Below are 16,512 nucleotides of genomic sequence, written 5' to 3'. Positions count from 1 at the left end.
AGGAGACCGAGACAGATGCTGGACATCGCCGAGGAACTGAACCGGTGGGTCGAGCAGGGCCGTGACTTCGCCGTGGCCACCGTGGTGGCCGTCGGCGGCAGCGCGCCCCGGCAGCCCGGCGCCGCGCTCGCGGTGGACGCCGACGGCACGGCCATCGGCTCCGTCTCCGGTGGCTGCGTGGAGGGCGCGGTCTACGAACTGTGCGAGCAGGCGCTGCGGGACGGCGAGACCGTCCTGGAGCGCTTCGGCTACAGCGACGACGACGCCTTCGCCGTGGGTCTGACCTGCGGCGGCGTCATCGACGTCCTGGTCACCCCGGTACGGGCCGCCGATCCGGTCCGGCCGGTGGTGCGAGCCGCGCTCGCCGCCGCCGCGCGAGGGGAGGCGGCGGCGGTGGCGCGGATCGTGTCGGGCCCGCCCGAGCTGACGGGCCGGGCCCTGCTGGTCCGCCCCGACGGCTCACGGTACGGCGGCCTCGGCGCCCACCCGGAGCTGGACCGCACGGTCGCCGCCGAGGCGGGCGCCTTCCTCGACGCCGGGCGCACCGGCACCCTTGAGATCGGAGAGCAGGGCTCTCGCTGTGGAGCACCGCTCACGGTCCTGGTCGAGTCCTCGGTCCCCGCACCCCGCATGATCGTGTTCGGCGCGATCGACTTCGCCTCCGCCCTGGTCCGGGTCGGCAAGTTCCTCGGCTACCACGTCACGGTCTGCGACGCACGCCCCGTCTTCGCGACCCGGACGCGCTTCCCCGAGGCCGACGAGATCGTCGTCGACTGGCCCCACCGCTACCTGGAACGCACGGACGTCGACGCCCGCACGGTCCTGTGCGTGCTGACCCACGACGCCAAGTTCGACGTCCCGCTGCTGCGGCTCGCGCTGCGGCTGCCGGTGGCGTACGTCGGTGCCATGGGCTCCCGGCGCACCCACCTGGACCGCAACGCCCGCCTGCGCGAAGTCGGCGTCACCGACCTGGAGTTGAGTCGCCTGCACTCGCCGATCGGGCTGGACCTCGGCGCCCGTACGCCCGAGGAGACGGCCCTGTCGATCGCGGCGGAGATCGTCGCGGGCCGGCGGGGCGGGAGCGGGGCGCCGCTGACCGGCGCCCACACGCCGATCCATCACGAGCCCGGCCCGGTCGCGGCGGGGCGGCGGATCGGCTCGGTCGCCTGAGCGTCCCCGGTCACCGGGCAACCGCGTGCCGCGAGGACGCGCCGGGCCGGAAGGCGCGATGCCCGCGCGAGGCCCTCGGCGGGGGCGGGGCGACGCCCCCGAGGTCCTCGCGCGTGGCGAGTGCGGCACGGTCGCCGGCTGCGGTCCGGTCGTCCCGGACGAACGTTCCTCCCCGGGTCAGGGGCGGCGCAGCAGCCGGTTCAGGGCCCGGCCGAAGACGTACCGTGCCGACGTCCGCACGACGCCGTCGAACAGCGGTGGCAGGAAGCGCAGCCGGATCTCCTCCCGCCACACCACCCGGGTGCGTCCGCCCGGCCCCGGCCGCACTTCCAGCTCGGCCCAGCCGAGGACCACGCGCCCGCGCTTCTCCAGCCGGCAGACGCCCGGGCCGCCGTCCACCGGGGGCTGCCAGAGCGTGACCTCCATGGGGTCGTCGAAGGCGAGCGGTCCGATGCCCGAGCGGGCCACCACGCGTGTGCCCGCGTGCGTCGGGCCGGGCGGGACCACCCGGACCACCGTCAGCGGCACGACGTCACCGTGCCGGGGCCACGCCGTGATCCGGCGCCACGCCTCGTCGAGGGGGAGCGGGGCCGTGCGCTGGAGCTCGATGTTCGCCACGGCACGATCGTAGGGAACCCGCGGCGCCCGGCACGCCGCCCGCGCCCCGTTCACCCACCCGGCCCAGGCGACGACGCCGGGTTCAGCAGGCGGTTCGCCCGCGTTCCTCCCTCGCCGCCGCCCTCCCCGCGGTCGCGGGCGCCCGCGACCGCTGCGTCCGGCCGCCCCTCACCGGTACACGGCCCCCGGCTCCGCCTTCCCCGGCGCCAGCAGCTGCGGCACCGTCACGAAGACGTAGCCGCGCTCCTTGAGCGCGTCGATGATCCCGGGCACGGCCGGCACGGTGCCGTCGTAGATGTCGTGCAGCAGGATGATCCCGTCCCGGGAGGCCTGCTCCAGGACGCGGCGGGCGATCAGCTCCGAGTCGGTGGTCGCGTAGTCCTTCGCCGTCACGGTCCACAGCACCTCGGACAGGCCCAGTTCGCGGCAGATCGCGTGCACGGTGTCGTTCGTGCGGCCCTGCGGCGGGCGCATCAGGGTGGGGCGGCGGCCGGTGAGGCGCTCTATCGCGCGGTTCGGGCGCTCCAGTTCGGCGCGTATCTCCGCGGGTTCCAGACGGGTCAGGATCTTGTGGTCCCAGGTGTGGCTGGCCACTTCGTGGCCCTCGTCGGCCATGCGCCGCACCAGCTCCGGGTACTTCTCGATGTGCCGTTCGCCCAGCAGGAAGAAGGTCGCCGGGACCTGTTTCTCTTCGAGGATGTCCAGCAGGCGGGCTGAGTGCTCGCTCGGACCGGCGTCGAAGGTGAGTGCGATGCACTTGGCCTCGCGGCAGTCCACGGTGCCGAACCGGGCCGCCTGGGCGCCGGCGGCCGGTTCGGCCCGGACGGCGCTGGGGGCGGTGGTGTCGAGGCCCGAACAGCCGCTCAGGGCGAGGGAGAGGGCGGCGGCCGCCGCGAGCGTTCCGGCCGTCCGGAACGCGGTCCCCGTTTTCGTCGTCTTCTTGGTCGGAGAAGGCATGCCGGGACTATACACATCGCGTATACACATCGTGTATAGCGCGTCGCCCTGCCCGGCCGGGGCGGTCGAGGTTCTCCTCAGAGTGACGAATCGGTGCTTTTGTTGTAAGCAGGCATCAATTGTTTAAGTCAGCTCACTCGCGGCACTCGCCCGCACCGTAGTCCTCCGCACCCCACGAGGAGGTGTCCCCGTGAACCCGGCCCGCCCCGTCAAGGCCGTGCTCTTCGACCGCGACGGCACGCTCGTCGAGGACGTCCCCTACAACGGCGATCCCGGCCTGGTGCGCCCCGTCGCCGGCGCCCGCGAGGCGCTCGCGCTGCTGCGCGCGGCCGGCGTCGCCACCGGAGTCGTCACCAACCAGTCCGGCGTGGCGCGCGGCCTGCTCGGCGAGGCCGACGTCCGCCGCGTCAACCACCGCGTGGACGAACTCCTCGGCCCCTTCGACGTGTTCGCCGTCTGCCCGCACGGTCCCGAGGACGGCTGCCGGTGCCGCAAGCCGCAGCCCGGCATGGTGCTGTGGGCGGCCGGACGGCTGCGCACCGACCCCGCCGACCTCGTCGTCATCGGCGACATCGGCGCCGACGTGGAGGCCGCCCGCCGGGCCGGAGCGCACGGCATCCTCGTCCCCACCGCGCAGACCCGCCCCGAGGAGACCGCGGCCGCCGGTCACGTCGCCCCCGACCTGACCACCGCCGTGCGGGCGGTGCTGCGGGGAGTGCCGAGGGGCCGCGTCCTGGCCGACGAACGGCCGCTGCGGGAGGCCTTCAGCACCGGCCCGGGACCGGGGAGGCCGCGGTGAAGGCCCTGGTGACCCGCCTCGACAGCTTCGGCGACGTGCTGCTCGCGGGACCGGCGATCCGCGCGGTCGCCGCCCGCGCCGACACCGTCACCCTGCTGTGCGGACCCCGCGGCGCCCCCGCCGCCCGGCTGCTGCCCGGCGTGGACGGCATCCTCGTGTGGGACGCGCCCTGGGTGGGCTACGCACCCCCGCCCGTCGGCCGCGGCGAGGTGGACCAGCTCATCGACACCATCGACGCCGACGCCGCGCTGATCCTCACCTCCTTCCACCAGTCGCCGCTGCCCGCCGCCCTGCTGCTGCGCCTGGCCGGCGTCGGCTTCATCGCCGCCGACAGCGACGACTACCCCGGCTCCCTGCTCGACGTACGCCACCGCCGCGCCCCGCACGCCCACGAGGCGGAGGCCGCGCTCGACCTCGCCGAGGCCGCCGGGTTCCCGGCGGCCGACGACGGCCTCCTGCGGGTGCTCCCGCCACCGCCGACCGCCGGGCTGACCGGCCCCGGCCCCTATGTCGTCGTGCACCCCGGCGCCAGCGTCCCCGCCCGCGCCTGGAGCCCGGGGCGCTGCGCCGAGGCGGTGCGCGAACTGGCCGCCGCGGGCCATCGGGTGGTGGTCACCGGCGGTGCGGGCGAGAGCGGCCTGACCGCGTTCGTCGCGGGCGAGCAGGCCCTCGACCTCGGCGGCCGCACCGACGCGGCGGAGCTGTCCGGCGTCCTCGCGGGCGCGGACGCCGTCGTCACGGGCAACACCGGCCCCGCCCATCTGGCCGCCGCCGTCGGCACCCCCGTCGTGTCCCTGTTCGCGCCGGTGGTCCCCGCCGAACGCTGGCGGCCCTACGGCGTCCCGTACGTGCTGCTCGGCGACCAGGACGCGCCCTGCGCGGGCAGCAGGGCCCGGGAGTGCCCCGTGCCCGGCCACCCCTGCCTGGACACCGTCACCGCGCAGGACGTGGTCACCGCCGTGGAGAAGCTGCGGGGGGAGGCGTGAGGGGCCGGGCCGCGCGACGGCCCTGACGCGGCGGGCGGCGGAAGGAGCACGATGACCCACCCGATGAGCCGGGCCACGGGGGCGGACGCCGGGGACCCGCGGCAGTCTGCTGCCATGACACCGGACACGTCACCCGCCACCCCGCCCGGCCCGGCACCGGACGCGGCGCCCGGCCCGGCACCCGGCGCGGCGCCGCCGCGGCTGCTCGTTCTGCGCGCGCTGGGGCTCGGCGACCTGCTGGCCGGTGTGCCCGCGCTGCGCGGGCTGCGGCGGGCGTACCCGCGGCACGACATCGTGCTGGCCGCGCCCGCCGAACTCGCACCGGTCGCCGAGGCGACGGGAGCCGTGGACCGGCTGCTGCCCGCCGCCGCCCCGGGGCGAGCGGTACCGCGATCGCTCGACTGGAGCGGACCGCCCCCGGACATCGCCGTCGACCTGCACGGCAACGGCCCGCCCAGCCACCGGCTGCTGATGGCGCTGCGCCCGACGAGACTGCTCGCCTTCGCCCACCCCGGCACCCCCGAGGTCGACGGCCCGCCCTGGTACCCGGAGGAGCACGAGCGCGACCGCTGGTGCCGGCTGCTGAGGGCCTACGGCATCGACGCCGACCCCGGCGACGTGCACCTGCCGCGGCCGGGCACGGCCTCCCCGGCGCCCGGCGCGGTCGTGCTGCACCCGGGAGCCGGGTCACCGGCCCGCCGCTGGCCCGTGGAGCGCTACGCCGCCGTCGCGACGGAGCTGCGCGCCCGGGGCTTCCGGGTCGTCGTCACCGGCGGCGCCGACGAGGACGACCTCGTGGCCCGGCTCGCGAAAGAGGCCGGGCTGCCCGACACGGACGTCTTCGGTGGCGGCCTGCCCTACGACCGGCTGGCCGCGCTGGTCGCGGGCGCGCGGGTCGTCATCAGCGGCGACACCGGCATCGCCCACCTGGCGGTCGCGCACGCCACCCGCTCGGTCACCCTGTTCGGCCCGGTGGCGCCGAGCCGCTGGGGCCCGCCGCCCGACCCGCGCCACCGCGCGCTGTGGTACGGCCCCGAGGGGGACCCGCACGGCAGCCGGACCGACCCGGCGCTGCTGCGCATCACCCCCGGTGACGTCCTGGACGCCGTCGCGGCGCTGCCCGGCGCTCGGCACCCGTGAGCAGGGGCGCCCTCGGTTCAGCCGCCGCACCACCGGCACATCAGCCGGAACCCGGCGAACAGCGTCACGGGCCACAGGGCGGCGAACGCCCAGATGACGGCGGGCTCGGAGGTGACCATTCCGGCCACCATCAGCCCTGTCGAGACCGCGAACAGCAATGCCACGGTCAGCACGTGGGGACGGTACGCGGCCACCCGGCACAGCAGCCGGGCGGGATCGGGGCGGCGGCTCGGCCGCAGGGTGCGCATCCGGCGGTCGAGACGGCGGTCGCGGCGCAGGACGCGCTCCATCTCGTCGAGGATGCGCTGCTCGTGGTCGGGGAGTCGGCCGATGGACACGCGGTTCTCCTTCCGGGCGGCCGGACCGTGAGTCCTCCCGGCGGGACGTGCGGCGGGGACCTCAACCGGGTGCCCCGTGGGGTCCGGGAGCTAACCGGCGACGGGCCGCGCCAGCGCCTCGACGAGCCGGTCCGCGCTGTCCGGCACGGCACCCTCGCGGAACCCGTCCCGGATCTGCCGCGCGACCACCCGTCCGCCGGTCAGGCACCAGTCCCACCAGCGGTCCAGCCGCCGCACCTCCAGCCGCTCGGCCGGCACCAGCGCGGGCCAGCCGCAGGCCCGGGCCTGCGCGGTCAGCCTGGCTCCGCCGGGGACCGGATCGACGGCCAGCACCGGGGTACCGACCCGCAGCGCGATCACCAGGCCGTGCAGCCGGTCGGTGACCACGAGGTCCATCCGGGCCAGCACGGACTGCACCTGCGCGGGCGTGGCGCTCAGGTGCCAGTCGTGGGTGTCCAGCCGGGTCTCCAGCTCCAGCCGGGCGCAGTCCTTCACCGCCAGCCAGCGCGTCACCTCCTCGGCGATCTGGCCGTGCCGCCGCAGCCGCCCGTACTCGTCCTGCCCGTGCGTCAGGATCACCCCGACCACCGGCCGCGCGGGCACCTCGGGGGCGCGCGCCGCCAGGTCCTCCACCGGTTCGCTGTCGGGCGCGTCCCGGGGCAGCACCCGGTGGAAGCCGGTCACGGCCGCGCTGCCGGGGTCGATCACCGAGGTGCCGACGGCGATCCGCGCACAGTGCGCGAACCGCCGGTGCAGGTCCTCGACCTGGGGCCCGTGCAGCGGGCCGCAGACGAACACCAGGTGGCTGTAGTCACCGGGCCGCAGCCGGTCCAGATGCAGTGCCTCCGGCCGGAAACCGGGGCTCCAGGCGATGTCGTAGGGGATGCCCGTGCCCCGCAGTACGTCCTCCACGCGGCGCAGGGCCAGTACGTCCCCGGCGGTGGCCTCCCCGTCCCGGAAGCTGAACCACCCGGTGAGCAGCACCCTGCGCGGTCGGGTGCTCTGTTGTGTCCGCACACGCCCTGAGTGCCCGCCCACCGGATGCGCAATCAGGGCATCACGCGCATACGGTGCGCGGTCACTGCGCGTGGAAGGTGGCGTCCGCCCGGTCGGTGGCCGTGCTCACCGCCTGCACGCGCAGCAGGTACTCCCAGTGCCGGACGTACCGCCCGGGGTAGTTGTACGACTCGTAGGAGACCCCCGTGGAATCGGCGAGCCCGGTGCGCCGGTGGAAGGCGGCGTCGGCGGCGAACGACGCGCTGCCGTCGTCGCGCGCCAGCCACACCTCGAAGTCGTCGTGCCGCAGGTAGTACCCGGGGAAGTTCGCCGACTCCAGCGAGACGGTGCCGCCGCCGGCGAGACCGGGCACGACCCGGAACTGCGAGTCGGCGAGCGGGGTGACGTTCGCCTCGATCCGGGCCCGGTAGTCGTAGTGCCGGACGAACCGCTCCGGGAAGTTGTACGAGGACAAGCGCTGCGGGGTGACCCCGTCGGCCACGGGGATGCCGAAGTCCGGGGTGCCGTCGGCGTTCCAGTACACCTTCTGCACGCGGGTGCGGCGGTTGGGGTCGTTCAGCGGGTCGCCGCTGATGTCCTTGTAGGCGCGGTCGTGGTAGACGAGGATGTCGCTCTTTCCGTCCTCGGAGACCGTGAAGGAGTTGTGGCCCGGACCGTACTGGCCGGTCGCGGCGCTGCTCGCGAACACGGGGACGGGGCTCTTGCTCCAGGACGCCTGGCTGAGCAGGTTCGCGCTCGCGGACGCGGTGAGCATGCCGAGGCAGTAGTTGCTGTCGGTGGCGCTCGCGGAGTACGTCATGAACACCTTGCCGCCGCGCTGGATGACGGCCGGGCCCTCGTTGACCTTGTAGCCGACGGTCTCCCAGGAGTGGGTGGGGCGCGACAGCATCACCGGAGTCCCGGTGATGGTCCAGGGGTTGGCCATCTTCGCGAGGTAGAGGTCGGTGTTGTTGTTCACCGACGGGTCGCGCTGCGCCCAGGCCAGGTAGCGCACGCCGTTCACGACGAAGGTCGTGGCGTCCAGGGAGAAGCTCTCCCACTGGGTCTTGATCCGGCCCTTCTCCGTCCAGGCCGCGGTGAGCGGGTTGGCGCCGGTGCCCTCCAGGACGTACATCCGGATCGCCCAGATGTCGTTCGTGGCGCCCGCCGCGAAGTACACGTACCACTTGCCGTCGATGAAGTGGATCTCCGGCGCCCAGATGTGGGCGCCCATGACACCACTGGCGTGCTTGGTCCAGATCGTGGTCTCCGGCGCCGACTTCAGTCCCTGGATCGTGGTCGCCCGGCGCAGCACGATGCGGTCGTACTCGGGGACGGTCGCGGTGAAGTAGTAGTAGCCGTCGGTGTGCTTGAAGATGTGCGGATCGGCGCGCTTGTCCGCGATCGGGTTGGTGTACGTGACGGCGGGGGAGTCCGGAACGGCGGCCTGCGCGGGGGCGCCGGCGAGGCAGGCCGCGAGGGCCACCAGGACCGCGAGCAGCAGCCGAAGAGATGGGCGTCTCAAGGGAGTTCTCCGGGGGGCGGGGACGAGGGAGGCCGACTGTGTCCGGTATTTCGGACGTAGTTCGTAGAATCGACCGAGAAAGTGGTCCAGAAGATAGGGCGGGCCCCGCTCCCCGTCAACGGTTCGGGCAGAGGCGGCCGATGCGGCGGGCGCGCCGGGCACCTCCGTCCTAGGGTGGACGCATGCCTCCCACGGCGGAAGCGGCGCCCGTCGCCCTCACCGTCCGGCCCTCGGCACCCGCGCTCGCGCCGCTGGCCGGTGCGCTCGGCTATCTCGAGGGCCGGTACGCGCACGCCGCCGAACTGGCCCTGCCCACGGGCGGGGCGCAACTCCTGGTGAACCTCGACCGGGACGTCCTGTCCTCCGCCCCGGCCGGCGGGCCGCCGGTGCGCACCGGGGGCGCCGCCCTGCAAGGGCCGTACACCCGGCCGGCGTTGATCGATCCGGCGCAGCAACGCGCCGTCGTGTGGGTGGCGTTCCGGCCCGCCGGGCCGTACCCCTTCCTCACCGCTCCGGTCGGCGCGCTGAGCGACCGGCTCGTGGGACTGGACGAGCTGTGGGGCAGGGACGGCGCGGTGCTGCGTGAGCGGCTGCTGCAGGCCCGGGCCGCGGGCGGCCCCGAGGCCTGCCTGCGGGAGCTGGAGCGGGCCCTGCTGCACAGGGCGGTACGGCCCCTGGAACCCGACCCGGCGGTCCGCCTCGCCGCGGCCCTGCTGGACCGCGGGACGCCCGTCACCGAGGTCGCCGACCGGCTCGGCTGGACCTCCCGGCGCCTGGTGAGCCGGTGCACCGAACAGCTGGGGCTCCCGCCCAAGCGGTACGCCCGGGTGCGGCGCTTCCAGCGGCTCCTGCGGCGGGTGAACACCGGGCCGGGAACGCCGGACTGGGCGCTCCTCGCCGCCGACTGCGGCTACCACGACCAGGCCCACCTGATCCACGAGTTCCGCGCCCTGGCCGGCATCACCCCGACCGCGTACGCACCGCGCTCCCCGCGCGCCCGCAACCACGTACCGCTCGGCGGGTGACCGGGCCGCCCACCCGGCGCTTTTCTACAATCCACGGCCGCCGGGACCGGCCACCGTGGAGGCATGACCCACGCGACCCCCACCCCGCACATCACCCGGCTCCACGCCCGGCTCGTGGTCTCCGGCGGACCCGCCGCGATCGACTTCTACCGGACCGCGCTCGGCGCCGAGGAGATCGAGCGCTGCACCGGCCCCGAGGGCAGGATCGTGCACGCCCTGCTGCGCCTCGGCGACACGGTCCTCGCGGTCAAGGACGCGGACGGCGGCGACCCGGCTCCGCCCTCCCTCGGCGGAACTCCCGTGATCATGGCCCTGGACGTCACCGACGCGGACGCCGTCGCCGGCGCCATGGTGCGGGCCGGGGCGACGGTGGTGCATCCCGTCGCCGACCAGCCCTACGGACAGCGCGGCGGGCGGCTCGCCGACCCGTTCGGCCATCTCTGGATGATCTCGCAGACCATCGAGGACCTCACGGCGGAGGAGATCCAGCGGCGCACCGACGCGATGTCCTCGCCCTGACGGCCGCCGGCGGCGGGGCTCAGCGGGCCCGCGCCGCCGGTTCCCCGGCCGGTGCCGCCTGTGCCGCGCCGGCCTTGCCGCCCGGGTGGCGCAGGGCGCACAGGAAGCCGGCGCCCAGGGCGATGGCCATGCCGTAGAACACCCACTGGTTGGCCTCGGCGAAGTCCATGCGGATCGCGGACATCGCGTCCCGGGTCGCCTCGGCGGCCGACCCGGTGCCGGTGGGCGGCCGGGCGTCACCGTTGCCCGTGATCGACTCGGTGACGTCGCGGGCCACGGTCCCCGCCTCCCCGGCGGGCATCCCCCGCGACTGCAGGGTCTCCCGCACCCGGTCCGTCGTGACGTGCGTCAGGACCGTGCCGTAGACGGCCAGGCCCACGCTCGCCGCGTAGTTGCGCACCGTCTGGGTGATCCCGGTGACCTCCCCGTACGAGGCGCCGATGGACCGGTTCACGGCATCCGTGGAGGCCGGCGCCAGCACGAAGCCGATACCGGCCCCGGCCAGGGCCGCGTAGGGCCACTGGTCGTGCATGGACAGGTCGGTGAGCTTCCCCGCCCACAGCGCGAAGCCCACACAGCCCAGGGCCGTGCCCAGCTTCAGCGCCGGGCGCGCGCCCTGCTTGTCGAGGATCCGCCCGCCCCACTGCGAGGCGATCGCGAAGCCCGCGAAGAAGTACAGCAGGAACAGGGCCGCCTGGTTCGGCGAGGCGCTCAGGGACACCTGGGCGTAGACCGAGGTGAAGAAGAACAACGGGACGAAGGCGAGCATGGAGAAGAACAGCACCGCCGCGTCGACGGTGAACGCCTTGTCCCGGAAGACCCGCAGGTCGATCAGCGGATGCCGGACCCGGCGCTCGAAGCGGACGAAGCCGCAGAGCACCGCGATGCCGCCCGCGACGCACACCCAGGTCGCCCAGCTGTCCCAGCCCCAGGACCAGGCCTGCTGGAAGCCCAGGACGCTCAGGCCCATGCCGGCCGCGACGAGGACGGCGCCCCGCACGTCCAGCGTGCCGGACCGCCGCCGGCCGGGGATGTGCGCCAGGGCCGTGAGCACCAGCGCCGCGATCGCGACCGGGACGTTGACCCAGAAGACGGCCCGCCACGTCCAGCTCGTCAGCCAGCCGCCCAGCAGCGGGCCGATCGCGGTCAGCGCGCCGGTGACCCCGAAGAACAGGGCGAGGGCGCGGCCGCGCCGCTCGACCGGGAACACGGCCACCACCACCGCCAGCGCCGCGGGGAAGAGCAGGGCCGCCCCGAGCCCCTGGGTGGCGCGGAAGGCGATGAGCCAGGTCTGCGCCGCACCGCCGTCGGGCACACAGCCGCACAGCACCGACGAGACGACGAAGACGAGCGTGCCGGCGACGACCACCCGGCGCGGCCCGTAGAGGTCCGCGAGGCGCCCGCCGAGGGCGAAGAAGGCCGCGAGGGCCAGCAGATAGGCGTTGACCACCCACTGCATGCCGGAGGACGACAGATCCAGTTCGCGGACGATGTCCGGAGCCGCGATCGACACGATGGTCTGGTCGATGAAGGTCATGGCGACGGCGAACATCATCGCCGCGAGCGCCACGGACTGGTGCGGTGCGGTACGGGAGGGGGACGCGGTCCCGCGCCCCGGGCGCGCAGTGCTCACCACCTCAGTCTGCGCCCGGCCCTGGCCTGTCGCATCGCGGGCCCCGTGCGGCTCACGCGTCACGGCGATACCGCCGAACGCCTCTCCCGGCAACCCCCCTGCGGTGTGAGGACGACCTCTCCGGCCATGTGACCACGGCCCGCCCCGGATGCCGCGTCGAACGTGCAGGATGCGGGCACCAAGGAGGACAGACACACGAACGACGGGAGAGGCAGACGATGGTCCCAGCGGAACCAGAACCCCAGAGGATCGGCGTCCCGGCCGAATCCACTGCGGGCGAGACCAGGGTGGCGGCGACGCCCGCCACCGTGGGGAGACTTGTCGCGCTCGGGTACGACGTCGTGGTCGAACCGGGAGCGGGGGCCTCGTCCCGCTTCTCCGACACGGCGTACGAGGAGGCGGGGGCGCGGCTCGGCGACCCGTGGGCGGCCGAGATCGTCCTGAAGGTCAACGCCCCCTCGACGGAGGAGATCGGCAGGCTCCGCGACGGGACCACGCTGATCGCGCTGATCAGCCCCGCCTTCGACCCGGAGCTGGTCGAGGAGCTGGCCCGGCGGCCGATCACGGTCCTGGCCATGGACGCCGTGCCGCGCATCTCGCGCGCCCAGTCCCTGGACGTGCTCAGCTCGATGGCGAACATCGCCGGCTACCGGGCCGTGGTCGAGGCCGCGCACGCCTTCGGCCGGTTCTTCACCGGCCAGGTGACCGCCGCCGGCAAGGTGCCGCCGGCCAAGGTGCTGGTGGCCGGCGCCGGTGTGGCCGGGCTCGCGGCGATCGGCGCGGCCCGCAGCCTCGGCGCGGTGGTCCGCGCCACCGACCCGCGGCCCGAGGTCGCCGAGCAGGTCCGCTCCCTGGGCGGCGAGTTCCTGACGGTCTCCGCCGAGCAGGAGGTGAGCACCGACGGCTACGCCAAGGCCACCTCCGAGGACTACGACCGGCTCGCCGCGCAGCTGTACGCCGAGCAGGCCGCCGACGTCGACATCATCATCACCACCGCGCTCATCCCGGGCCGCCCGGCGCCACGGCTGATCACCGCCGAGCACGTGGCCCGCATGAAGCCCGGCAGCGTCATCGTCGACATGGCCGCGGCCCAGGGCGGCAACGTCGAGGGCACGGTCCCCGGCAAGGCCGTGGTCACCGACAACGACGTGACGATCATCGGCTACACCGACCTGCCCGGCCGGCTCCCCGCCCAGGCCTCGCAGCTGTACGGCACCAACATCGTCAACCTGATGAAGCTGCTCACGCCCGGCAAGGACGGCCGGCTCGTCCTCGACTTCGACGACGTGGTGCAGCGCTCGATCACCGTGGTCCGCGAGGGCGAGAAGACCTGGCCGCCGCCCCCGGTGCAGGTGTCCGCCGCACCGGCCCCCGCCGCCGCGAAGGACGCCGCGGCGCCCGCTCCCGCGACGCCGGCCAAGCCCGCCCGGCCCGCGTGGGCCTCCTACGCCCTCGTCGCCGCCGGCGCGCTCGCGCTGTTCCTCGTGACGGCCTTCTCCCCGAGCGAACTCCTCGGCCACTTCACGGTGTTCGTCCTGGCGATCGTCATCGGCTTCTACGTCATCGGCAACGTGCACCACGCCCTGCACACCCCGCTGATGTCCGTCACCAACGCCATCTCCGGGATCGTCGTGGTCGGCGCGCTGCTGCAGATCGGGCAGGGGGACACGGCCGTCACCGTGCTGTCGTTCGCCGCGATCCTGCTGGCGAGCATCAACATCTTCGGCGGATTCGCCGTCACCCGCCGCATGCTCGGCATGTTCTCGAAGGGCTGATCAGGGATGACCACAGACACGGCCGCACAGGCCGCCTACGTCGTCGCGGCGCTGCTGTTCATCCTCAGCCTCGCCGGCCTCTCGCAGCACCGCACCTCCCGCTCCGGAGTCGTCTGGGGCATCGCCGGCATGGTCGTCGCGCTGGCCGCCACCGTCGGACTCGCCTCGCGCAGCATCTCCGCCACCGGGCTGGTGCTGATCGCCGTCGCCACGGCCGTCGGCGCGGGCATCGGGCTCTGGCGGGCCAAGGTCGTCGAGATGACCGGCATGCCCGAGCTGATCGCCATCATGCACAGCCTCGTCGGCCTGGCCGCCACGTTCGTCGGCTGGAACGGCTACCTCGACGTCGACGCCGACCTGTCCGGCTCGCTGCTCGGCATCCACCACGCCGAGGTGTTCATCGGCGTGTTCATCGGCGCCGTCACCTTCACCGGCTCGGTCGTCGCCTATCTCAAGCTCTCGGCGCGCATCGCCTCCCGCCCGCTGACGCTGCCCGGCAAGCACGTGCTGAACATCGGCGCGCTGGTCGCCTTCGTGGGGCTGACCATCGCGTTCGTCGCCCGCCCGAACATGGGCCTGCTCATCGCCGTCACCGTGATCGCCCTCGCCCTCGGCGCGCACCTGGTCGCCTCCATCGGCGGCGGCGACATGCCGGTCGTCGTCTCCATGCTGAACAGCTACTCGGGCTGGGCGGCGGCCGCCTCCGGCTTCCTGCTCTCCAACAACCTGCTCATCGTCACCGGCGCGCTGGTCGGCTCCTCCGGTGCCTACCTGTCGTACATCATGTGCAAGGCGATGAACCGGTCCTTCATCTCGGTGATCGCCGGCGGCTTCGGCACTCCCGCCGCCGCGGGCGACGAGGGCGAGCAGGGCGAGCACCGCGAGATCAGCGCCGAGGAGACCGCGGAACTCCTCGGCAACGCCACCTCGGTGATCATCACGCCGGGCTACGGCATGGCCGTCGCCCAGGCGCAGTACCCGGTCGCCGAACTCGCCCGCAAGCTGCGCGAGCGCGGCGTCGAGGTGCGCTTCGGCATCCACCCGGTCGCCGGCCGGCTGCCCGGGCACATGAACGTGCTCCTCGCCGAGGCGAACGTGCCGTACGACATCGTCCTGGAGATGGACGAGATCAACGACGACTTCGCCGCCACCTCGGTCGTGCTGGTCATCGGTGCCAACGACACGGTCAACCCGGCCGCCACGGACAACCCGTCCAGCCCCATCGCGGGCATGCCGGTGCTGCACGTGTGGGAGGCGGCGAACGTGGTCGTCTTCAAGCGGTCCATGGCCGCCGGCTACGCGGGCGTGCAGAACCCGCTGTTCTTCCGCGACAACACCCAGATGCTCTTCGGTGACGCCAAGCAGCGGGTGGAGGACATCCTGCGCGGCCTGGACGGCCTGGACACACCGGTCCGCGAGATGGCGGGCACGTCCCGCTGAACCCGCGGGCCCGCACACGGCGAAGGCCGGCCCGACACCGTCGAGCCGGCCTTCCCGCGCCCTACGCGGATCCCGCCGTGCGGTCAGTCCGTGCCCGACTCCATCGCCGCGCGGTCCAGCCAGGCGTCCTGCTCGGAGACCTCGCCGCGGGAGGCGATGGCCTCGGCGCCGCCCTCGGGCAGCTCGGGCATGGTGCCGATCAGACCGGTCGCGGCGGCCTGGGAGGCGCCGATGGTGGGGCTGCCGGTGCCGATCAGGCCGATGCCGGCGTACTGCTCCAGCTTGGCGCGCGAGTCGGCGATGTCCAGGTTGCGCATGGTGAGCTGGCCGATCCGGTCCACCGGGCCGAACGCGGAGTCCTCGGTGCGCTCCATGGACAGCTTGTCCGGGTGGTAGCTGAACGCCGGGCCGGTCGTGTCGAGGATCGAGTAGTCCTCGCCGCGCCGCAGCCGCAGCGTGACCTCGCCGGTGACGGCCGCGCCGACCCAGCGCTGCAGCGACTCGCGGATCATCAGCGCCTGCGGGTCCAGCCAGCGGCCCTCGTACATCAGCCGGCCGAGGCGCCGGCCCTCGGTGTGGTACTGGGCGAGGGTGTCCTCGTTGTGGATGGCGTTGACGAGGCGCTCGTAGGCGGCGTGCAGCAGGGCCATGCCCGGGGCCTCGTAGATGCCGCGGCTCTTGGCCTCGATGATCCGGTTCTCGATCTGGTCGGACATGCCCAGGCCGTGCCGGCCGCCGATGGCGTTGGCCTCCATGACCAGGTCGACGGCGGAGGCGAACTCCTTGCCGTTGATCGACACCGGGCGGCCCTGGTCGAAGCCGATCGTCACGTCCTCGGTGGCGATCTCGACCGACGGGTCCCAGAACTTCACGCCCATGATGGGCTCGACCGTCTCGATGCCGGTGTCCAGGTGCTCCAGGGTCTTGGCCTCGTGCGTGGCGCCCCAGATGTTGGCGTCGGTGGAGTACGCCTTCTCCGTGCTGTCGCGGTAGGGGAGGCCGTGGGCGAGCAGCCACTCCGACATCTCCTTGCGGCCGCCCAGCTCGGTCACGAACGCCGCGTCCAGCCAGGGCTTGTAGATCCTCAGGTGCGGGTTGGCGAGCAGGCCGTAGCGGTAGAACCGCTCGATGTCGTTGCCCTTGAACGTCGAGCCGTCGCCCCAGATCTGGACGTCGTCCTCCAGCATCGCCCGCACCAGCAGCGTGCCGGTGACGGCCCGGCCCAGCGGGGTGGTGTTGAAGTACGCCCGCCCGCCCGAGCGGATGTGGAACGCGCCGCAGGTCAGCGCGGCCAGGCCCTCCTCGACCAGCGCGGCGCGGCAGTCGACCAGGCGCGCGATCTCGGCACCGTAGGTCCGGGCACGGCCGGGCACCGACGCGATGTCGGGCTCGTCGTACTGGCCGATGTCGGCGGTGTAGGTGCACGGGACGGCGCCCTTGTCGCGCATCCACGCGACCGCGACGGACGTGTCGAGACCGCCCGAGAAGGCGATGCCGACGCGCTCGCCGGCGGGCAGGGAGGTGAGGACCTTGGACATAGAAAGAGTATGTATCACTTTGCATAGTCATGCAAGCGGGGGATGCGGAATTC

At 73.8% G+C, this 16,512-nt stretch carries 15 protein-coding genes; 8 read left to right on the top strand and 7 right to left on the bottom strand.

Translation table 11 applies throughout. The features are described 5' to 3' along the window. The first annotated feature begins 15 nt into the window (after window positions 1-15). Window positions 16-1,170 carry an XdhC family protein gene (locus tag ACIGAN_RS01750; RefSeq protein WP_399854428.1) on the top strand — a complete coding sequence of 385 codons (1,155 nt, stop codon included), beginning with the start codon at window positions 16-18 and terminating at the stop codon, window positions 1,168-1,170. 177 nt (window positions 1,171-1,347) lie between these two features. On the opposite strand, the gene ACIGAN_RS01745 is transcribed toward ACIGAN_RS01750, so the two are convergent. Beyond that, a complete protein-coding gene (locus ACIGAN_RS01745; protein WP_365738342.1) occupies window positions 1,348-1,788 on the bottom strand; it encodes an SRPBCC family protein in 441 nt (146 codons plus the stop codon). Window positions 1,789-1,956: 168 nt separating this feature from the next. Beyond that, window positions 1,957-2,745 carry a polysaccharide deacetylase family protein gene (locus ACIGAN_RS01740; protein WP_399854427.1) on the bottom strand — a complete coding sequence of 263 codons (789 nt, stop codon included), beginning with the start codon at window positions 2,743-2,745 and terminating at the stop codon, window positions 1,957-1,959. Window positions 2,746-2,935: 190 nt separating this feature from the next. On the opposite strand from ACIGAN_RS01740, the gene ACIGAN_RS01735 reads away from it, so the two are divergent. The 3 genes from ACIGAN_RS01735 to ACIGAN_RS01725 all read left to right on the top strand — a co-directional run bounded on the left by ACIGAN_RS01735 (window position 2,936) and on the right by ACIGAN_RS01725 (window position 5,670). Beyond that, window positions 2,936-3,544, top strand: a complete 609-nt coding sequence (locus ACIGAN_RS01735) for a D-glycero-alpha-D-manno-heptose-1,7-bisphosphate 7-phosphatase (RefSeq protein WP_399854426.1) — start codon at window positions 2,936-2,938, stop codon at window positions 3,542-3,544. After that, entirely contained in the window at window positions 3,541-4,530 is a 990-nt protein-coding gene (locus tag ACIGAN_RS01730) for a glycosyltransferase family 9 protein (RefSeq protein ID WP_399854425.1), read from the top strand. The genes ACIGAN_RS01735 and ACIGAN_RS01730 overlap by 4 nt, the downstream gene beginning before the upstream one ends. Window positions 4,531-4,644: 114 nt before the next feature. Further along, window positions 4,645-5,670: a glycosyltransferase family 9 protein gene (locus ACIGAN_RS01725; RefSeq protein ID WP_399854424.1), complete on the top strand. Its 1,026-nt coding sequence runs from the start codon at window positions 4,645-4,647 to the stop codon at window positions 5,668-5,670. A 17-nt stretch (window positions 5,671-5,687) separates the two neighbouring features. On the opposite strand, the gene ACIGAN_RS01720 is transcribed toward ACIGAN_RS01725, so the two are convergent. The 3 genes from ACIGAN_RS01720 to ACIGAN_RS01710 all read right to left on the bottom strand — a co-directional run bounded on the left by ACIGAN_RS01720 (window position 5,688) and on the right by ACIGAN_RS01710 (window position 8,529). Then, window positions 5,688-6,008 carry a DUF3040 domain-containing protein gene (locus tag ACIGAN_RS01720; RefSeq protein WP_365088078.1) on the bottom strand — a complete coding sequence of 107 codons (321 nt, stop codon included), beginning with the start codon at window positions 6,006-6,008 and terminating at the stop codon, window positions 5,688-5,690. Window positions 6,009-6,098: 90 nt separating this feature from the next. Then, on the bottom strand, window positions 6,099-7,025 hold the full coding sequence (locus ACIGAN_RS01715) for a polysaccharide pyruvyl transferase family protein (RefSeq protein ID WP_365738334.1): 927 nt from the start codon (window positions 7,023-7,025) through the stop codon (window positions 6,099-6,101). Window positions 7,026-7,086: 61 nt separating this feature from the next. Then, on the bottom strand, window positions 7,087-8,529 hold the full coding sequence (locus tag ACIGAN_RS01710) for a family 43 glycosylhydrolase (RefSeq protein WP_399854423.1): 1,443 nt from the start codon (window positions 8,527-8,529) through the stop codon (window positions 7,087-7,089). 182 nt (window positions 8,530-8,711) lie between these two features. Here ACIGAN_RS01710 and ACIGAN_RS01705 point away from each other — a divergent pair, with 182 nt between their 5' ends. Further along, entirely contained in the window at window positions 8,712-9,554 is an 843-nt protein-coding gene (locus tag ACIGAN_RS01705) for a helix-turn-helix domain-containing protein (protein ID WP_399854422.1), read from the top strand. A 63-nt stretch (window positions 9,555-9,617) separates the two neighbouring features. Then, complete coding sequence (locus tag ACIGAN_RS01700; RefSeq protein WP_399854421.1) at window positions 9,618-10,073, top strand: VOC family protein; 456 nt, start codon at window positions 9,618-9,620, stop codon at window positions 10,071-10,073. A gap of 19 nt (window positions 10,074-10,092) precedes the next feature. Here the strand turns inward: ACIGAN_RS01700 and ACIGAN_RS01695 are convergent, their stop codons facing one another. After that, window positions 10,093-11,628 (bottom strand): MFS transporter, encoded by a 1,536-nt coding sequence (locus ACIGAN_RS01695; protein ID WP_399854623.1) that lies wholly within the window; start codon window positions 11,626-11,628, stop codon window positions 10,093-10,095. Window positions 11,629-11,924: 296 nt separating this feature from the next. Between ACIGAN_RS01695 and ACIGAN_RS01690 the strand changes: the two genes are divergently transcribed. Next, the gene (locus ACIGAN_RS01690) at window positions 11,925-13,481 is read left to right on the top strand and encodes a Re/Si-specific NAD(P)(+) transhydrogenase subunit alpha (RefSeq protein ID WP_365088073.1); all 1,557 of its coding nucleotides are present in this window, start codon (window positions 11,925-11,927) and stop codon (window positions 13,479-13,481) included. 6 nt (window positions 13,482-13,487) lie between these two features. Next, a complete protein-coding gene (gene pntB / locus ACIGAN_RS01685; protein ID WP_365088072.1) occupies window positions 13,488-14,921 on the top strand; it encodes a Re/Si-specific NAD(P)(+) transhydrogenase subunit beta in 1,434 nt (477 codons plus the stop codon). Window positions 14,922-15,004: 83 nt separating this feature from the next. Here the strand turns inward: pntB and argG are convergent, their stop codons facing one another. Beyond that, on the bottom strand, window positions 15,005-16,459 hold the full coding sequence (argG, locus tag ACIGAN_RS01680; protein WP_365088071.1) for an argininosuccinate synthase: 1,455 nt from the start codon (window positions 16,457-16,459) through the stop codon (window positions 15,005-15,007). Window positions 16,460-16,512 lie beyond the last annotated feature (53 nt).

This window comes from Streptomyces sp. NPDC085931 (assembly GCF_044540565.1).
Classification (GTDB): Bacteria; Actinomycetota; Actinomycetes; order Streptomycetales; family Streptomycetaceae; genus Streptomyces.
The sequence above is the reverse complement of the archived record's forward strand: the minus strand, read 5'-3'. Positions and strand labels throughout refer to the sequence as shown.

Excerpts from the sequence above, each read along its gene's own strand:
- ACIGAN_RS01695 (WP_399854623.1), bottom strand. The coding sequence starts at position 11,628 with ATGATGTTCGCCGTCGCCATGACCTTCATCGACCAGACCATCGTGTCG.
- argG (WP_365088071.1), bottom strand. The coding sequence starts at position 16,459 with ATGTCCAAGGTCCTCACCTCCCTGCCCGCCGGCGAGCGCGTCGGCATC.
- ACIGAN_RS01705 (WP_399854422.1), top strand. The coding sequence starts at position 8,712 with ATGCCTCCCACGGCGGAAGCGGCGCCCGTCGCCCTCACCGTCCGGCCC.
- pntB (WP_365088072.1), top strand. The coding sequence starts at position 13,488 with ATGACCACAGACACGGCCGCACAGGCCGCCTACGTCGTCGCGGCGCTG.
- ACIGAN_RS01740 (WP_399854427.1), bottom strand. The coding sequence starts at position 2,745 with ATGCCTTCTCCGACCAAGAAGACGACGAAAACGGGGACCGCGTTCCGG.
- ACIGAN_RS01750 (WP_399854428.1), top strand. The coding sequence starts at position 16 with ATGCTGGACATCGCCGAGGAACTGAACCGGTGGGTCGAGCAGGGCCGT.
- ACIGAN_RS01725 (WP_399854424.1), top strand. The coding sequence starts at position 4,645 with ATGACACCGGACACGTCACCCGCCACCCCGCCCGGCCCGGCACCGGAC.
- ACIGAN_RS01690 (WP_365088073.1), top strand. The coding sequence starts at position 11,925 with ATGGTCCCAGCGGAACCAGAACCCCAGAGGATCGGCGTCCCGGCCGAA.
- ACIGAN_RS01700 (WP_399854421.1), top strand. The coding sequence starts at position 9,618 with ATGACCCACGCGACCCCCACCCCGCACATCACCCGGCTCCACGCCCGG.